The organism is Maribacter sp., from assembly GCF_039974175.1.
In the GTDB taxonomy this organism is placed as follows: Bacteria; Bacteroidota; Bacteroidia; order Flavobacteriales; family Flavobacteriaceae; genus Maribacter_C.
The window spans coordinates 742672-762226 of sequence record NZ_JBDWJN010000003.1; the positions used below are offsets into that span (position 1 = coordinate 742672).

Genomic DNA, 19555 nt, shown 5'->3' on the forward strand with positions numbered 1-19555 from the left:
GCATACATCAATTCTTGCTTATAATACATAAAACTCTAATTATCAATGTTTTATATTCAGTGTTAAATTACAAAAAGTCGTTACGTTTCTTGTATACTTTGTTACATATGACCAATAGTTCAAATGCCATCAGGTTTAATTTTGATAGCAGGAAATAGCCTAAATAGTGATATCGCATGAGCTGGAATTTTTTTAATATTTTGATCCTGGCTTCCTCCACCTTTGTAATATTAATTTCAATTTTTAAACTGGTTTGGTTTGAATACAATCGAACCATGGTGTATTTAAGGTGGTTTACTATTTTGGCCAACTTGGTTATCATTCAAGTAATTCTAATTGACATAGGATTAACAAATAACCATCCCTGGTTATTGCTACTCTATATTCCATTTCAATTTTTAAGTCCTGTCTTGTTTACCGCCTTTACATTTTCTTATTTGGGACGAATGGGTGTTTTTAAAAAATATCGTTTAATTCTGTTACTTCCTTTTGTGATTTTTTTTCTGCTATATACCTTTTTCAAGGTAAATATGCTGCTAGACTATGTTGTGCTATCAAAACAGATAGTCACTTATATAGGCAATGAACTAGACGAGAATCTTGCGGTTAGTTTTTCATTGGTACTAGGTATATGGAATTATAGGACTATTCATGTTTATGAAAGAAGTTTTGGAAACCTACCTTATCAAATAGTGATGAAGAAGACCATATGGCTCAAAAGCATTTATGCCGTTCTGGTAGTTTTATGTTTGCTTTGGGTAGGCACGATTCTTTATCTGCGAATTGAAGAAAACGCCATGGGACACGAAGCTTATTACCCATTATGGTTATTGTTCATTAGCTTTTATTATTGCTTTTGTTTCTTAGGAACCGAGCATTTACGGAAAGTCAATAAAACTAAAAATATCGCAAGAGCATCATTAGGCAAGCTTTCACATGAGTTTGGCCTAAAGGGTTTGGGCTCAGTCTTCACGGCTTATGAATTAGAGGCTATCGAGGGAAGTCAATTTGAAACCACAGCTATTCTGGGGTATTTCGCCACCTCGCTATTTGATAAAAACAATACCAAAGACATTTTATGGGACGTTGTGGGTAACTGTATCTCTAAATTGAACTTAGAAGATTGCGTTGTCTATACCTTAGATTCAGAAAGCAATACACTGATTCAAAAAGCGGCCTACGGTAACAAAAATCTAGGAGAGCGTAAAATACTTAGTCCTATTGAAATTCCGATTGGAAAGGGAATCGTGGGCACAGTCGCCCAAACCAGAAAGTCAGTACTAGTTAAAGACCTTTCCAAAGACCCGCGCTACATTGAAGACGACCGGCCCCGCAAATCAGAATTGGCCGTGCCTATTATTTATGAAGACAAAATTTTTGGCGTGTTAGATTCTGAACATTCCGTAAAAGGATTTTTTCAAGAACGTCATCTTTTCCTTTTTCAACTTATTGCAAAGTTGACGGCTACAAAACTAGCGTTGTTGTCAAAGAAATCGGCTGCGGTAATAACTGATGACAATGCCTACTACAAACAGTTATGCCTTTTACTAGAAAACGAAAAGATTTATCAAAACCCAGAATTAAGTCTCACTATGATTGCTGAGCAACTAAATATTAGTGGCCCATATCTATCACAATTGGTAAACAAATTAAGTAAAAATAACTTCTCCGACTTTATCAATTCATATCGAATTCGAGATGCAGAGTACATGCTCTTAAATTCGGATTTTGCGAGCTATACAAACGTCGCCATTGGCCTTGAGGCGGGTTTCAACTCTAAATCGGCTTTCTATTCTTCCTTTAAAAAACATACAGGCCTTACGCCATCTCAATATCGCGAGAAGCGTCGATTGGTCTCTTGATTTCTTCTCTGATTGACAAGGCGAAAAGATCGGCTAATGGAAAAGTATTCTGTAGCTGGTGTTCTTATAGCCCCAAAGATTGCATTTTACTTTCGTCGAACTACAAGGGGTAGCATCCTCTAATCGTCAGCAAGGGAGAAATTTTTTGCCCTAGGGTAAACCAACTACGACTTTCGACTTTGTTAAAAACGTATTCATAATACGCTACTAAGAGCGGTTTTGTATGTATGGTAATAAATCAATGATGTACGGTTGACATTCTATTACAAACAACAAAAAAAGTGCATATATATCTGTAAATCAGTGGTTTAAATTACGTCCTGATTCTTTCATTCTTAAATATTCAGGACAGCCTACAGTCAAATCGCTTCTAGGTTTGTATCGATTAATATTTAAAAGATAGCATAATGAAAACTAGAAGAAGTACGATCAAAAGAATTGTTGCTATGCCATTTCTGGCATTTTTAATGGTTGCGTTACAGAGCTGCGTAGTTGAGGTACCTCCTGAAGATTCTGACCCACCTACGTTCTCCTTCAGGCTTATCGGCGATGGATTTGACCACACCTTCACCCAAAATACCAATTTCAATAACATCACCTTAATGTTAAAAATAGGGGTAACCTACCAATTCACATTTTACGGTAACGATGAAGGCGGTATGGATTATATGGGCTGGTATACTGTTCACTCTGGCAGCATGGAGGTTGACCCTGAATTACACGGTGAATGGAACTTTTCAGAATTGACGGGTTCGACCTCCCTAGAATGGCACGGCCAGCCAAACGATCCTCTATCAGGAAGTATTATCACTGGCACCTTTACTACTCAGGGAGATGTGGTCTCCGATGGGACTTTCAGGTTCACTTTAGAAGATTATGGAGGTGAATCTGGAAGGTCAAACAATATTACCAAAGACCTATCGGTGGTTTTTGGTGCACACAATACTAGAATTAGAGATTATTAGTCAACGCATCCTAAGGAAAATCCGATTCATTCGGATTTACACAATATTTAATTTTTAAAACAGAGTACAATGAAAACAATGAACTTTACAAATCGTTTAATGAGTATCGTTATGATTGCAAGTCTTTTTATAGCTTGCACAGACGATGGAGTTGAAGGGCCTATTGGTCCACAAGGCCCTATGGGCGAACAAGGTATCCCCGGACCTGAAGGACCAGCGGGTCAAGATGGTGAAGCTTTGGGCGTTCCTGGCCCTCAAGGCGAACAGGGTGCACAAGGACCAGCGGGACCGCAAGGGGAGCAAGGACCGGCAGGGCCGCAGGGAGACTCAGGGCCTCAAGGTGAGCAGGGTGATACGGGCACAGCGAATGTCATCTATTCAGATTGGATAGATTCTGGTTTTCCAGCAAATATTGCCGATAACGTTCAAGATTTTGACATAGATGCGCCGAAATTGACTCAAGAGATCATTGATAAGGGCGTTATTTTGGCTTATGGTAAGACCACTGGCGATCCAGATGTACTACCTCTGCCAGTATATATCCCTACTGTTAACGAGTCTTATTATCACCGAGTTGAAAATGTCGGATTACTACAAATTCGTGTTATGTCGGGCGATGGCTCCAATATTGGCGGAACCGTTTTCGGAGAATATCGTTATGTGCTTATCCCTGGAGGAGTGCCTGCTTCCAATGGCCCTGGCAACATTGGATCTAAGACTAGCGCCTTAGACTATACGAAAATGAGTTATAAGGAAATCATAGCGCATTTTAATATTCCTGAATAAGCTGAAATCATAAAATTAGTCTTTCGCTCCAGCTTTATCTTTTGTCCCAAATGTATAAAAGCTCCTGAGTTATCAGGAGCTTTTTGTTTAAACCTTAATCTCCAATTTTATCGCTATTCATGAATTGATTCAACAAACCCAATCGTTTGCTTAAATTCCTTCCAAATAACATACTAAAGCCCTTCAAAGTTTGTTAATAACTCGGTTCTACAGTATTTTTGTAATGCTAAATAAACAACTAATGAGTGCATTGATAAAATCTTCACTTGCCCGAAAAGTAGTCATGGCCTTATCGGGTCTTTTTCTAGTTTTCTTTTTAGGCCAGCATTTTGTAATAAATGTAACCTCCGTTATCGCTCCCGAGACTTTTAATTCGTGGTCCCATTTTATGGGTTACAATCCGCTAGTGCAATATCTTCTTCAACCTATTTTGATTGCTGGGGTCATCGTTCACTTTGTGATGGGCTTTGTACTTGAACTTCAAAATCGGGCTGCGAGAGGCGCCGTTAAGTACGCAAGCTTTAAAGGTAGTGCGAATGCCTCTTGGATTTCTAGAAATATGATCATATCAGGAGCGGTTGTCTTGGCTTTTCTCGGACTTCATTTCTATGATTTTTGGTTGCCTGAAATGGCGTATAAGTATATCGAAAGCAATCCTGAAGATGCTACGAGATACCACGAAGAGACGGTGCATAAATTCGAGCCTATTTGGAGAACCGTTTTGTACATCATCTCCTTTGTGTTGTTAGCCTTACACTTACTACATGGTTTTGCTTCCTCCTTTCAGACTATGGGTGTAAACAACAAATATTCTGCAGCTATTAAAACATTTACCAAGATATATGCAATTGCAATCCCCCTAGGATTTATAATTATCGCCATATATCATCACCTTAACCCAATAACACATTAAGTATGGGCATATTGGATTCAAAAGTTCCAGCGGGGCCATTGGCCGACAAGTGGACCAATCATAAAAATCATATTGACTTAGTCAACCCAGCCAACAAGCGAAACATTGATATTATCGTTGTAGGCACTGGTTTAGCCGGTGGGGCTGCAGCAGCCACTTTGGCAGAATTGGGCTATAATGTGAAGACCTTCTGTTATCAAGATTCACCAAGACGTGCACATTCCATTGCAGCACAAGGTGGAATCAATGCTGCAAAAAACTATCAGGGAGATGGTGATAGCAATTATCGCCTATTCTATGATACGGTCAAAGGAGGTGATTATCGCTCACGTGAGGCAAACGTATATCGCTTGGCAGAAGTGTCGGGTAATATTATTGACCAATGCGTCGCCCAAGGGGTTCCATTTGCCCGAGAATATGGCGGTCTTTTAGATAACCGGTCTTTCGGCGGTGTTTTGGTTTCTAGAACGTTCTACGCAAAGGGTCAAACGGGGCAACAATTGTTGTTAGGTGCTTATTCCGCTATGAACCGCCAAATCAACAGAGGTAAAATACAGCCCTTCAATCGTCATGAAATGATGGATTTGGTAAAGGTTGATGGAAAGGCAAGAGGTATTATCGCTCGTAATTTGGTAACTGGAGCAATTGAACGCCATTCGGCTCACGCGGTTGTTTTGGCTACAGGGGGCTACGGAAACGTATTCTTTCTATCAACCAATGCTATGGGAAGTAATGTAATGGCAGCTTGGCGCGCTCATCGAAGAGGGGCGTTCTTTGCCAATCCGTGTTATACACAAATTCACCCTACCTGTATTCCGGTTTCTGGAGACCATCAATCGAAGTTGACGTTGATGTCAGAATCTTTGCGAAACGATGGTCGTATCTGGGTACCCAAACGTTTGGAAGATGCCCAAGCTATACGTGAAGGAAAATTGAAACCTACTCAGTTGGGCGAAGGAGAACGAGATTATTACTTGGAAAGAAGATATCCTGCCTTTGGAAATTTAGTTCCAAGAGATGTGGCTTCAAGAGCAGCAAAAGAACGTTGTGATGCAGGTTTCGGTGTTAATAAAACAGGCGAGGCCGTTTACTTAGATTTCGCTGCAGCTATCATGCGTTATGGAAAAGAAAAAGCCTTGACTTCCGGAATGAAAAATGCCGATGATAAAGTGATTAGGACACTGGGTGAAGAAGTTATTGAGGCCAAATACGGTAACCTCTTCCAGATGTACGAAAAGATTGTAGATGAGAATCCGTACAAAACGCCAATGATGATTTATCCCGCGGTGCATTACACCATGGGCGGACTTTGGGTTGATTATAATTTGCAGACTACCATACCTGGATGTTATTCTGCCGGGGAAGCCAACTTCAGTGATCATGGTGCCAACCGCTTAGGAGCTTCTGCGCTGATGCAAGGTTTGGCGGATGGATATTTTGTTCTCCCCTATACCATAGGAGATTACCTGTCTGATGATATACGAACAGGAACCATCGCGACAGACACACCAGAATTTGAAGCAGCGGAAAAAGAAGTCAGAGATCGTATGGCTAAACTTATGGAGGCTAACGGTATAAATTCGGTAGATTACTACCATAAAAAGCTTGGTAAAATAATGTGGAACAAATGTGGCATGAGTAGAAATGCCAAAGAACTTCAAGAAGCTATCGATGAGATTTCGGCTTTACGCGCTGATTTCTGGGAAAATGTCAATATTCCGGGTACTACTGATAGTATGAACCCAGAGCTTGAGAAAGCAGGTCGTGTAGCAGATTTTCTAGAACTAGGCGAATTGTTTGCCAAAGATGCACTTACGAGAAATGAGTCTTGTGGAGGGCATTTTAGGGAAGAATATCAAACTCCCGAAGGAGAGGCCATGCGAGATGATGAGAATTTCAAATTTGTTTCTGCCTGGGAATACAAAGGTGAGCCTAAAGATGCTGTTCTTCACAAAGAAGAGTTGGTTTATGATAATATTGAATTGAAGACACGTTCTTACAAATAAAATGCTATGAAGTTAAATCTAAAAATATGGCGTCAAAAAGATGCCGAAAGTAAAGGGCAAATGGTCGATTACACTTTGAAAGGAGTGGAAGGCGACATGTCTTTTTTGGAGATGCTTGACATTCTCAACGAGCAGTTGATCAACAAGGGTGATGAACCTGTAGTTTTTGATCATGACTGCCGTGAAGGTATTTGCGGATCGTGTTCATTGATGATAAATGGAGAACCTCATGGCCCTGACCGCTTTGTTACCACTTGTCAATTGCACATGCGCAAGTTCAATGATGGAGATACGATAGTAATTGAGCCCTTTCGTGCGAAGGCATTTCCAGTGATTAAGGATTTAATGATAGACAGAGGAGCTTTCGATCGTATTCAACAAGCCGGCGGTTATATTTCCGTAAATACGTCTGGTAACACCCAAGATGCTAATGCCATTCCTATAGATAAACATGCTGCTGACGAAGCCATGGATGCAGCTACCTGTATCGGATGTGGAGCCTGCGTTGCAGCCTGTAAAAATGCTAGTGCTATGCTCTTTACATCGGCAAAGGTGTCTCAATATGCATTACTGCCCCAAGGGCAAGTAGAAGCCACAGAACGGGTACAAAATATGGTTCGGCAAATGGATTTGGAAGGTTTTGGAAACTGTACCAATACGGGAGCATGCGAAGTAGAATGTCCTAAGGGAATTTCACTTGAAAATATTGCACGTATGAATCGGGAGTATTACGGTGCGAGTTTGAAAGGATAACAGTATATAAATTGCAAATAACAAATCCCAAATTCTGATAGCGGAGTTTGGGATTTTTGTGTTTTGAATACGTCTAAAAAGAAGGCCTGTTAAAAACGTATAAGAACACTAGCAAAACAGCTAACCTTTTAAAAACCTTGCGAAGAGGCAGTTATTTTGTTTTCTTAGCGCCTCTGATGTACTGCTTTTTAAACAACCATCTTATCTTTAAGTCCCGTCGGTAAAGGTTCAAATTGTTTACTTTTGATATGTTACAATCGTACAAATGGCATTAACAAACAACTTTCGGTCTAAATTACCCGACCTGCCCACTTCTATATTTACCATAATGAGCAGCTTAGCGGCTAAACATAAGGCTATCAATATCTCTCAAGGATTTCCCGATTTCGATACGGATCCTATGCTGGTAGACTTGGTTGCGGAGGCAATGCTAAAAGGACATAATCAATATGCACCCATGGCGGGTACCTATTCATTTAGGGAAGCTATTGCACAAAAAATCGAATCGCTCTATGGGGCCTCGTACCACCCTGAATCTGAGATTACCGTTACCTCAGGCGCTACGGAAGCCATTTACTCTTCTGTTAGTGCGTTTGTACGCGAGGGAGACGAGGTGATCGTATTTAAACCAGCATATGACTGCTATGAACCCGCGATTTTAGCCAATGGGGGGGTTCCTGTCTTTGTACAATTAAAAAATAAAGACTTTCAAATTGATTGGGCGGCTTTCCGAAGCAAGATAACGCCCAGAACACGTATGGTTATTATCAATTCGCCCCACAATCCAAGTGGTACTGTTTTTTCTAAGGGAGACATGCATGCATTGCAAAACGCTCTTCGCGACACAGATATTATTTTGCTGAGTGATGAAGCTTATGAACATATTGTTTTCGATGGATTGGAGCATGAGAGTGTGGCGAGATACCATGAATTGCGCGCTAGAAGTATTATTTGTGCCTCTTTCGGAAAAACATTTCACACCACGGGCTGGAAAATGGGATATTGTGTTGCCCCTCAGGAATTGATGCAAGAAATTCAAAAAATACACGAATTTAACGTATTCAGCGTAAGCCATCCTATGCAAAGAGCCTTGACGGAATACCTCAAAATTCCAGATAAATACTTGGCGTTAAACGCCTTTTTTCAAAAAAAACGTGACTTATTTCTTGATGGAGTCAAAGATTCTCGATTCTCCTTTACACCCTCCCAAGGAACCTATTTTCAACTCCTCGATTATTCAAAGATTACCGATGAGAACGATGTGGATCTTGCCAAAAGGCTAACCATAGAATATGGGGTGGCAAGTATTCCCATTTCTGTTTTCAATGAAGATCAACTTGACTACAAAATGTTGCGCTTTTGTTTCGCAAAAAAGAATGAGACCTTAGAAAAAGCAACAGAAATTCTAAGTAAAATTTAATTCAGCGTTTCATTCACTAACTTCATAAATGTGCCAATTTTACTGGGTTCTAGCCAGCGTGTTACCACGACCAGATCATTTTCTTTATCAATTACGATAAAGTTACCTCCAAAGCCTGCAGCGTAATAGATGTTCTCCGACAGGCCTTCCCAATGGCGGTTCCCTTTTTTATTGAGCCACCACATATAACCGTAGTTCACATTAGGTTTTGAAGGTGTAATCGCTTTTTTAATCCAGCTTTCGCTTATAATTTGGTGGTCTTTCCATTTGCCGTTGCTTAAGAAAAGTAATCCGAAGCGCGCCATGTCTTCGGCACTAATGAAAAGTCCAGCACCAGAATGTCCGCCACCAGTTACCGATTTCATTTGGAGACCATCTATCTCTGTCCAGGCGTTTTCATAGCCGTGCCAGCGCCAGGTTGTGGAAGCTCCTATTTTATCCATCACATATTCCTTGAGCACTAAAGGCATTGGTTTGCGCCAAACATGAGTAAGTGAATATGCCAGTACATTTACGCGAACGTCATTGTATTCCATGACAGTACCAGGCTCTTTGGGCTTTTCCAATTTCCAATCGTCAATTCCGCCTTCGCGAGGAGGTCTGTCTGCCCAATCTTTGCCTCCCCACAATGTTCCAGACCAGGCTGAATTTTGTTGCAATAGATGCTCCCAGGTGATTTTTGAATTGTGTGCTCCATCAAAAGTACCATCCCATAGATAATCAATAGCCTTATCATTTGTACTGGCGATAAGACCCTTGTCTTCTGCTAAACCGGCCATGGTAGACAAAAAGCTTTTGGTAACACTAAAGGTCATGTCAACACGTTTTGTGTCACCCCATTGGGCAATAATATAGCCGTTCTTCAAAATCATTCCCGCCGGACCGCCACGCTTTTTAGTAGGGCCGAGAATTTCATGAAAGGGCTCTCGTTCAAAGCCTTTTAAAATAGCAATACGCAAATCGCGTGAACCCGAATATTCATTTTCTTCTGCAAAGCCAACCGCTTCTTGAATTCCCTCTGTATTTATCTTGAAGTCTTCAGGAAGTTTTTCTTGCCATATTGCATTAGGTTCTGGGAAGTAGTACTTGGTTTGAGCTGCAGCAAAATTTACGCAACACAACAATAAAACTATTTTATAAGTCATTTTTGTATATATTTTAGGTTAGCTAAAGTTATATTATATATTTAGAATCTAAAACCAGACCATTATTCAGTCTTCGGTGTTCGAGAAATTAAACGCGGAGGGTTGCTTACCAAACAAATTTTAAGTTCCATTGATCACCTTTGACCTAAATATTTTTCAACTGCTCATCATTCTTGGTTCTATTCAAGGGCTGGTTTTCGCGTTCATCATATTTTTTAGAAAAAAATTTAGGCTTAGAAGCAATATTTTTCTAGGGCTATTGGTAGTTTTTATAGCGTTGAGCAACATACAGCATATTCTAATCGATATGGGGTTTTTGTCGGAAAGTAGTGTGATTAGGAAACTGTATCCTCCTTTTCAATGGTTGATAATGCCGATGTTCTTTTTGCATGTTCACGAGATCGTTATTAGAAAAAAAGCAAGAGTGTTCACGCAAAGCTGCTTACTGATACCATTTATTATTGTTGCCGTATTACACCTTGTACATTTCTTTTACAATTATGGCAAAATGTCAATTTCCGCAATGCCTGATTACTACGTCCCAGGCGTCTTGTTATACACCAATTTTGCCTCTTTCTTGTTTAATGGTGTCGTACTGTATCTAATTTATAAAATGCTTCAAAACAATGCAGAATTAAGTAAAAAGGAAGCGAAAAAAAAATATGGAGAGCAAAAGTGGTATACGACCATCGTGGTATTTTTTATTGTGATCATTACAGTGGGGCTTTCCACCACCATTTCGTTGATTCAATTTAACATAGATCACACATGGTTGGTCTACACCATTTTTCTGCTGGTATCATTTGTAGGCTATTATGTGGGTTATGTGGGCGTCTATAGATCTACCCAGCGGGGCGAGCTCAGAAGTCCGTCGAATTCCGTTTCCAAAAATGGGGTAAATACCTATCAAAAAATACATGTTTATATCATCGATGAGCGCCGCTATTTAGATAGAAACCTAAATCTCTCCGAAATAGCTGAAAAATTTGGTATTAGTCCAGGATACTTATCTCAATTGATCAATTCAAATAGCGACCAAAGTTTCAATGATTATATCAATAAGTTGAGAATAGAAGCTTCAAAGAAGATGTTGATAGAAAATCAATTTGAAAACTATACTATTGAGTCAATTGGGCTGGAATGCGGTTTTAAATCCAAATCGAACTTCTATACGGCCTTTAAAAAGTTTACAGGGCAAACACCATCGGCATACATTAAAAGTCAAGAAATACGTCCTGTATCTTAGACTTCCTATAAATACAGAACCTTTAAACGGCTCTAGCTGAGTACTTTTGCAACACTTTTTAGGAAAGACTCTTTAAGCACCTTGACGCAATTTTAGTACTTTTACACTAACCATTATAAGCCTCTTCATCACTGAAGAGGCTTTTTTAATTCAAACCGCAATAGCCAGTCGGTTTGTTCGTCTTTGCAATATAGTATGGGTGCGTTCCAAACTTTATAAAACCAAGAATCATTCTTAAGTCTATCTTTTTCTAAATCGGAAAAGGAAAATTTCGCTAAGATATTACTACGTATTAAAACTATTTCAAACATTCGTAGGTAGTGAGTGATGCTAAAAATTACCTTTACTTTTACTTCAAAAAATTCATATCTTTCTTACATATTTAACAATCAAAACTTATAATCATGATAAAAATTTACTTTTATTCAATATGTCTTTTAAACCTATTTTTGTTTACATCCTCACCACTGTTTGGACAACAATACTACATTACTACAAGCGGCAGTTCGTCGAATGATGGGCTAAGTGAGGCGACTGCCAAAAACATTGAGTTTATACAGACTTTGACCGCTGGTGATATTGTTTATGTAAAAGCTGGAAATTATGGTGAGAAAAACCTAGTTGTAGATGACAATGGCACTTCTTCTTCCAGAATACAAATTATAGGTTATAAAAACGTTCCGGGTGACATAACTCCTTCAGCGAGCTTAAGGGGTAGCACTTTTGATACGAGCTATCCTTATGGCGTTAATGCAACTGAAGGTCCAACATTAGTAGATAGTAGAACAAATAATGTAGGGACCGGAATTGGAATAGAAATTCAAGGAGATTACGTTTCAATCAGCAATTTTCAATTCAAATATTTTGAAGTTGGTCTAAAAGTACAAGGAGGTACTATGGAAAATGTAAATCCAGTTGTAGGTGTCAAAGTTTCGAACGTATTGTCTGTAGAAGCTGGAAATCATAACACATCTATACCGAATGGAGATTTTAACGGGTATTCGGGTCGAGGATTCCTTAGTATCAATGCCACGGATTTTGAATATAGCTATATCACGGTTTCAGATGCAGGGGCTGAAAACATTTCGTTTCGATATTCTCGTAATGGGACAATTAGGAACTTCTTTGTAATAACCGGAGGCAATAGTCACAACGATACGGACTACCCCGTGCTCTTAGGAAATGGAAATCAAAACAATCAATTTTATGATTTTAAGATAGAAACACCTAATTCAGATAATAAAAGCGAGCACGGTTTTACGCTAAAACCCATTAATTCAAGCACAAACCCAAATAACAGCGCACTTTTCGAAAAATCGCCGTTTACCCAGTACCATTGTTTTAACAACGATGTTTATAATTTCGAAATGATTGGAGCTAGGATTGAATTACAAAGTCCTGAGACTTACGACAACATTTTTAGGGACGGTACTATTAGTGCTATCCCGGGATTCTTTAGTATTACCAACAACGGAACAAGGAACGACTATTTCCGCAAATCTGGGGCATTACTTACCAATGCATCCAAAGACAACGAATTCAGAAATATAGAATTTACTAATTGTGGTGTTACCACCTATGGAACGGATGAGATAGTATATAATGGTAGTGCCGAAGAAACGGGAACCCGTAGAGCTGATTTTGACAACTGTTCATTTATAATGACTCAAAGTGACCATCAACTTTTAGAATTTGGCAACGCTCCAGGAGGACACCCATTGGCATGGCCATCGAACGACGTATATTTCTGGAATTGTACTTTTTACAATTTTAAATATTTTGCTGTCCCAAGACGTGCCACTAATAATTGGAATTTTACAAATTGCATAATTGATGGTATCCCGACTCCTACCAATCAATTTTTTAACGGCGTCAAATACCCTACCGATTTCAATTTTGAAACAACTAATTTTTCAGGAAGTTTTAGCCCTACTTCGGAAGGTAGTACGGCTAATAATATCTCCACATATTCACCCCTATACGCGAATGAAGGGGCTTTTGATCTAAGATTGCAAGCGGGAAGTCCATTAGAAGGCCTAGGAATTGTTACGCCTTACCGTGCTGCCGGTAGCTCGTTGGGAGCATATCAAGATACTCAAAGTAACAATACTTTCATCTGTAATAACCCAAATCCGCCAAGTGGTATTGCACCAACAGAAATCTTAGTCAGCCAGCACGACGGCAACGTACCATGTAACCTGATGGACAACGACCTAAACACCAGATGGAGCGCTGAGGGTGATGGTGAATGGGCACAATTCGACCTAGGTAGTTCAATGCAGTTCAATCAAGTGCAAATCGCTTTTTATGTCGGAGACCAAAGAATAAGTACTTTCGATATTCAAATATCCGATGATACCACAACCTGGGTCAACATACTAACAGGGGTACAAAGTGGGGGCTCCTCACTTTCCCTTGAGGATTTCAACTTTCCAATGCAGACAGCGCGGTATATTCGATATCTCGGACATGGAAACTCACAAGGTAATCTATGGAACAGCATTACGGAACTTAGAATAAATAAAACAATCGTAGACGTGGAAAGTATCTCGCTAACCCCAGAGAGTGCTACACTCGAAGTGGGTGAAACGGAAAACATAATTTTTTCGATATTGCCAGCGAACGCCACTGACCAGACAGTGACCTGGTCTAGTAGTGACAACAACATCGCAGCAGTCGATGCAAGTGGAATCGTAACCGCCATCGCAGCCGGAAACTCCACAATCACTGCAACAACAAATGATGGTGGGTTTATCGATACTAGCAGTATTTCCGTAACCCCAAGTTGCCTTGACGACCTGCCTAACGAAGACACTTCGATCAGCCTCTCACAGTGGTCAACGCTCTCATGGAACGGATCCAAAACCATCGAAGGAATCTCCAACAACACTAATGGGTCAGATTGCGCACTTAAAGTGCAAAAAAACGAAACAGGTGATGATTGGGCGAGATTTCAAAAAACCATTGACCTGGCCAGCAACAACCTAAGTGCAGGAGATAAAATACTTTTTAGCCTAGACGCTAACGGTGATAATGGAAACCCTAGGTTTATAGTGGCCACCAACGTACCAGGTGACCCGTATCTGATTAACCACCCCTATCCCCAAAATCAGGGGTGGACCTCACATTCAGAAGAGATCACCATACCTAGCGGAACCTCCCAACTGCGTATCTGGCTGTACCCAAATGTGGGAAGCAGCAATACAGGTTATTCTCTATTTGATAACCTGATAGCACAAAAAATTCAAGGAACCTCCCTAGTTGTAAATACAACAGGTATCGAGAATCATGAACAACCACCTATAGAAACCGCTCGGCTGTCGCGAAATCCCAGTATTTCTCAAACGAGCATTCTATTGCCAGAGAAATCTCTGTATACAGAATTTCAGCTTTACAGTATCAACGGTTCATTGATTAAAAAGGGCAATATCCACCCAAATCAGATAGAGTTGCCTATTTTGACCGCAGATATTGAGAAAGGTGTTTATATTATTAGGCTTTCCTCTATAGTCGGAAACAATGAGTATTTGAAACTTGTTAAAGAATAGTCGAATTTCTTAAAAAATAGTAAGCCTCTTCATCACTGAAGAGGCTTTTTTAATTCAAACCGCAATAGCCAGTCGGTTTGTTCGTCTTTGCCAATATAGTATGGGTGCGTTCCAAACTTTATAAAACCGTGTTTCTGGTAGAATCGAATCGCAGCTGTATTCTTTTCCCAAACACCCAACCACAGATAGGTTTTGTTCAGTTGCCTTGCTAAGGCAACAGCTTCGAGCAACATCTGTTTTCCTATTTGCCGACCTTGAAAGTCTTGGCGGACATAAATGCGTTCCAATTCCATAGATTCTTCAGATTTAATATCGGTCTGTGCGTCGTTTATGTTCAACTTGAAATACCCAACGAGTAGCTCATCGATAAAAACAAAATAAAATACTGAATGAACATTCTTGAGTTGATGGGCAATAGTATCTTTTGCAAAAGCTGCATCGATATAATTTTTAAAGTCTTCTGGGTCATTATCCTTTTCAAAGGAATTGACAAAAGTTGTTCGTGAAATTTCTACCAATTGGTCTATATCGGAAAGCGTACATTTTTGGAAGCGAAGATGCATATCAATTATTCTCAATACGCTTTAAATGTAAAGGCTTTGTCATTATAATACAAGTTAGAAAGTGACTTGGTCTATGCCCATTGAGAATGCATTGAGATTCGAAGCAGTGATTTCGGTCTTAAAAGTAATGACCATAAAAAAAAGCAGCCTTTGGGGAAGCTGCTCTTTTAAAAATCTTTGGGTTTAGAACCTATAACATAAATAGTTTGCGTGTTAACATAATAATGCCACTAAAAAAATCATTTTTATACACTTGAATTTCTTTTTGCGTAGGTACATTCATTTGGGCTTCCATAGTTGTAGGTTTAAAAATTAATCATCTTTTCAGATGAGTGATTTGCGGACACATTCATTGCTTGAATACGAGTTAAAGGTAGTATGAAACGCAAATAAGGCGAAACTATTGTTGTAAAGTGTCTCTAAAATGTTGTGAATAACATCAAGTGCGGATTTATTCGATTAACTGCAAGCGCAATATCGTATTATAACTGCATTTCTGGAATAGCACTGTCGATAATCAACTTACCTTCAGTGGCGTTCTGAATATCTTCCACGCTAACCCCAGGAGCGCGTTCTAACAATCGAAATCCGTCAGGGGTGACTTCTAAAACTGCCAGATTTGTAACAATTTTCTTAACACAACCCACTCCTGTTAAAGGCAAAGAACATTTTTTAAGCAACTTGGATGCACCAGCTCGATTGGTATGCATCATGGCCACAATAATATTTTCTGCAGATGCTACCAAATCCATCGCCCCTCCCATACCTTTAACCATCTTACCAGGAATCTTCCAATTGGCGATATCGCCGTTCTCGGCGACCTCCATAGCTCCCAAAATTGTAAGATCAACATGCTGACCCCGAATCATTCCGAAACTGGTTGCGGAATCAAAAAAAGAAGCTCCGGGTAGTGTCGTAATGGTTTGTTTTCCTGCATTAATTATATCTGCATCTTCATCTCCTTCGAAGGGAAAAGGGCCCATGCCCAGTACCCCATTTTCACTTTGGAATTCAACTTCAATATCATCACGTACAAAATTGGCAACTAGCGTTGGTATGCCTATACCTAGGTTGACATAGTAGCCGTTTTTTACTTCTTTCGCAATTCGTTTTGCTATTCCGTTCTTATCTAACATTAGTCTCTTTGTCTTACCGTACGTTGCTCGATTCGCTTCTCATAGTGTTCTCCTTGAAAAATTCGTTGCACAAATATGCCAGGCACATGAATTTCATTGGGGTTCAATGTACCAGCAGGAACCAATTCTTCTACCTCTGCCACCGTTATCTTTGCAGCGCCACACATACACGGGTTGAAATTGCGTGCGGTTCCCTTAAAGATAAGATTGCCGGCTTCATCTCCTTTCCATGCTTTAACAAAAGAAAAGTCCGCCTTATAGGCAGTTTCCAATACATACATTTTGCCGTTAAACTCACGTGTTTCCTTTCCTTCGGCAACCTCTGTACCGTATCCGGCAGGAGTATAAAAAGCAGGAAAACCAGCCTGAGCCGCCCTACACTTTTCAGCTAAGGTACCTTGAGGCGTAAGTTCAACCTCTAACTCACCGCTCAACATTTGGCGTTCGAACTCGTCATTCTCTCCAACATATGACGATATCATTTTTTTGATTTGCCTTTTCTGAAGTAGTAGTCCGAGACCGAAATCATCGACACCTGCATTATTGGAAATACAACTAATGTCTTTGACGCCCATTTCAACAAGCTCGGCTATCGCATTTTCTGGAATACCACACAAGCCAAAACCTCCAAGCATAAAAGTCATTCCGTTGGCAACTCCTTGTAAAGCCTCTTTTACATTGGCTACTTTCTTTCGAATCATTGGTGCACCTATTAAATCAAAATTCTATCTTATATAGTACACTAATTTACAGCTTTTAATTCGATTGATATCAACAAAAACACCCTGAACATTCTAAATAAAGTTCAGGGTGTTTTTAAGGTTTCAAGGGGAAGTTTAACCCCTATTAAAAGCTGATATCATCCAAATCATCATCGGGGTCGGCATTCTTCTTAGCATCTTCTTTAATCTTATCACAATCAAGGTTGATCGACATTCCTGAAGGTTTTGGAAAAGCACCTTCTGAAATACCTAGATCTTTGTTCTCATAGTTTTTCTTCATATAAATACCCCAAATCGGTAATGCCATAGCAGCTCCTTGACCATATGTAATACTTTTAAAGTGTACGGACCGTTCCTCACCCCCTACCCAAACGCCAGTAACCAAATTTGGAACCATCCCCATAAACCAACCATCACTTTGATTTTGAGTAGTTCCTGTCTTTCCTGCAATTGGATTAGTTAACTCATATGGGTATCCCGTAATAATTTCTTTATAAACCGTGGTGTTTTTTTGGTAGTTATGTCTAAGTCTGGTACCCGATCCGCCTTCAGTAACCCCTTTCATCAAATCAACCATAGCATAGCTCACTTCTTTACTTAACACATCTTTGGTCTCTGGTACATATTCATAAAGAACGGTGCCGTTTTTATCTTCGATACGGGTGACCATAACCGGCTTTACATATACCCCTTGATTTGCAAACATGCCATAGGCACCTACCATGTCATAAACATTCATATCGACGGTTCCTAATGCAATTGAAGGCACTTCGAGTATATCACGTTTAATTCCTGCATTACTTGCAATGGAGACCACAGATTTTGGCCCCACCTTGTCAATTAATTGTGCCGTTATGGTATTCTTAGAATTTGCCAAGGCATTCTTTAGGGTATACGCCTTACCAGAATATTTATTACTTGAATTCTCTGGGCACCAAGGCTCAAGATTACCATGTTTGTTCGCTTCAATACAATACTGTGTATCGGGCAAGGTATCGCAAGGTGACAAACGCAATTGGTCAATGGCAGCGGCATAAACAAAAGGTTTAAAAGTCGAACCGGCTTGTCGCGTTCCCTGAAATACATTGTCATATTGAAAGTGTTTGTAATCAACCCCACCGACCCATGCTTTTACATGACCTGTTTGTGGTTCCATTGACATCATAGCAGTACGTAAGAAAGTTTTATAATACCGAATGGAATCCATTGGGGTAAGAATAGTATCTTTTTCACGAGTTTCGCTATTCCAATCAAAAACGGTCATTTCTGTTTTCTTGGTAAAAGATTCGCGAATCTCTGTTTCCGATTTCCCCGCAGCTTTCATTTTACGCCAGCGCTCAGATGCTTTGACAGCCCGCTCCATTATTTTATCAATCTCGCTCTTTTCCAAATCTACAAAAGGAGCAGTTCTATTACGCTCTGGAGTGTTCTGGTTAAAAAATTCCGCTTGTAATTTCTCCATATGCATAGCAACCGCTTCTTCTGCATTGGCTTGCATTCGAGAATCGATTGTAGTGTATATTTTTAAGCCATCTAGGTAAAGATTCCACCGATCTCGTTCGCCTTCCAAAGCCGGTTTTGGGTTTTTAGATATCCAGTCGTTCATAAAACGTTGGGTGTACATTCTAAAATAGGTAGCCAAGCCATCTCTATGCGATTCAGGGTTATAATTCAAATTAATTTTTAAAGCCTGAAGCGAATCTTTTTCCTTTGGTGTTATGTAGTTGTATTTCGCTAATTGGCCAATTACGAGATTTCTTTTTTTCTCTGTTCTTTCGAGGCGTCGCAGCGGATTGAACAAGGACGAATTTTGTAACATCCCAACCAGCATAGCTGATTCTTCAACTTTCAATTGTTTGGGTTCTTTACCGAAGTATATTCGAGACGCAGATCGAATACCATCAGCATTGTTACCAAAATCGTAAATATTAAGATACATTTTGATGATTTCTTCTTTGGTATACCTACGTTCTAATTGCGTAGATATTACGTATTCTTTAGCCTTTTGAATTATTCTTTGAATTGGTTTTCTTGATTTAGTACCCACATAAATTTGGCCGGCCAATTGTTGTGTGATCGTACTTCCACCACCTCGTTTCCCTAAGTAAGAAAGTGCTCGTAGTGTTCCAAACCAGTCAATCCCCGAATGTTCATAAAAGCGAACATCTTCGCTGGCCACTAAGGCATCAACTAGGTTCTGTGGAAGTGCTTCATACGGAACATCAGTGCGATTATCATCTAAATAAAACTTTCCTAATAGCTCGTCATCAGAAGAGATAATTTGTGAAGCTAGATTGGTCTGCGGGTTTTCTAGTGCTTCATAGCTGGGTAAAGGTCCTAACCAACCCCATGATGCTGATAAAAATAAAAGTGCAACAGATAGTGCTCCGATACCAAACAAAATCCAGAACCATTTTATGAACTTAAAATAGGAAGGTTTATTTTTTTCGCTCGTTTTTCGGGTAGCTTTCTTTACGGCCTTTGCCATAT

At 39.8% G+C, this 19555-nt stretch carries 14 protein-coding genes; 9 read left to right on the forward strand and 5 right to left on the reverse strand.

Annotated elements, in window-relative coordinates; translation table 11 throughout:
- Positions 1-176: 176 nt before the first annotated feature.
- The 7 genes from ABJN95_RS04350 (at position 177) to ABJN95_RS04380 (ending at position 8705) form a co-directional block, all read left to right on the forward strand.
- Entirely contained in the window at positions 177-1862 is a 1686-nt protein-coding gene (locus tag ABJN95_RS04350; RefSeq protein WP_348368775.1) for a helix-turn-helix domain-containing protein, read from the forward strand.
- 407 nt (positions 1863-2269) lie between these two features.
- Positions 2270-2827 (forward strand): hypothetical protein, encoded by a 558-nt coding sequence (locus ABJN95_RS04355; RefSeq protein ID WP_348368776.1) that lies wholly within the window; start codon positions 2270-2272, stop codon positions 2825-2827.
- A gap of 69 nt (positions 2828-2896) precedes the next feature.
- Entirely contained in the window at positions 2897-3613 is a 717-nt protein-coding gene (locus ABJN95_RS04360; protein ID WP_348368777.1) for a hypothetical protein, read from the forward strand.
- 241 nt (positions 3614-3854) lie between these two features.
- On the forward strand, positions 3855-4526 hold the full coding sequence (locus tag ABJN95_RS04365) for a succinate dehydrogenase cytochrome b subunit (RefSeq protein ID WP_348368778.1): 672 nt from the start codon (positions 3855-3857) through the stop codon (positions 4524-4526).
- 2 nt (positions 4527-4528) lie between these two features.
- On the forward strand, positions 4529-6532 hold the full coding sequence (locus ABJN95_RS04370) for a fumarate reductase/succinate dehydrogenase flavoprotein subunit (protein WP_348368779.1): 2004 nt from the start codon (positions 4529-4531) through the stop codon (positions 6530-6532).
- 6 nt (positions 6533-6538) lie between these two features.
- Complete coding sequence (locus ABJN95_RS04375; RefSeq protein WP_348368780.1) at positions 6539-7285, forward strand: succinate dehydrogenase/fumarate reductase iron-sulfur subunit; 747 nt, start codon at positions 6539-6541, stop codon at positions 7283-7285.
- Positions 7286-7550: 265 nt separating this feature from the next.
- A complete protein-coding gene (locus ABJN95_RS04380; RefSeq protein WP_348368781.1) occupies positions 7551-8705 on the forward strand; it encodes a methionine aminotransferase in 1155 nt (384 codons plus the stop codon).
- Here the strand turns inward: ABJN95_RS04380 and ABJN95_RS04385 are convergent.
- Positions 8702-9850, reverse strand: a complete 1149-nt coding sequence (locus ABJN95_RS04385; RefSeq protein WP_348368782.1) for a serine hydrolase — start codon at positions 9848-9850, stop codon at positions 8702-8704. The two genes, ABJN95_RS04380 and ABJN95_RS04385, sit on opposite strands and share 4 nt — an antisense overlap.
- Before the next feature lie 523 nt (positions 9851-10373).
- On the opposite strand from ABJN95_RS04385, the gene ABJN95_RS04390 reads away from it, so the two are divergent.
- Both ABJN95_RS04390 and ABJN95_RS04395 read left to right on the forward strand, forming a co-directional pair.
- On the forward strand, positions 10374-11096 hold the full coding sequence (locus ABJN95_RS04390; RefSeq protein WP_348368783.1) for an AraC family transcriptional regulator: 723 nt from the start codon (positions 10374-10376) through the stop codon (positions 11094-11096).
- Positions 11097-11500: 404 nt separating this feature from the next.
- A complete protein-coding gene (locus ABJN95_RS04395; RefSeq protein WP_348368784.1) occupies positions 11501-14644 on the forward strand; it encodes an Ig-like domain-containing protein in 3144 nt (1047 codons plus the stop codon).
- 32 nt (positions 14645-14676) lie between these two features.
- Here the strand turns inward: ABJN95_RS04395 and ABJN95_RS04400 are convergent, their stop codons facing one another.
- From ABJN95_RS04400 to ABJN95_RS04415, 4 genes are all read right to left on the reverse strand, one after another.
- Positions 14677-15207, reverse strand: a complete 531-nt coding sequence (locus ABJN95_RS04400) for a GNAT family N-acetyltransferase (protein ID WP_348368785.1) — start codon at positions 15205-15207, stop codon at positions 14677-14679.
- Between the two features lie 482 nt (positions 15208-15689).
- Positions 15690-16343: a CoA transferase subunit B gene (locus ABJN95_RS04405; protein WP_348368786.1), complete on the reverse strand. Its 654-nt coding sequence runs from the start codon at positions 16341-16343 to the stop codon at positions 15690-15692.
- A complete protein-coding gene (locus ABJN95_RS04410) occupies positions 16343-17044 on the reverse strand; it encodes a CoA transferase subunit A (RefSeq protein ID WP_348368787.1) in 702 nt (233 codons plus the stop codon). The genes ABJN95_RS04405 and ABJN95_RS04410 overlap by 1 nt, the downstream gene beginning before the upstream one ends.
- A 145-nt stretch (positions 17045-17189) precedes the next feature.
- Positions 17190-19553, reverse strand: a complete 2364-nt coding sequence (locus ABJN95_RS04415) for a transglycosylase domain-containing protein (RefSeq protein WP_348368788.1) — start codon at positions 19551-19553, stop codon at positions 17190-17192.
- Positions 19554-19555 lie beyond the last annotated feature (2 nt).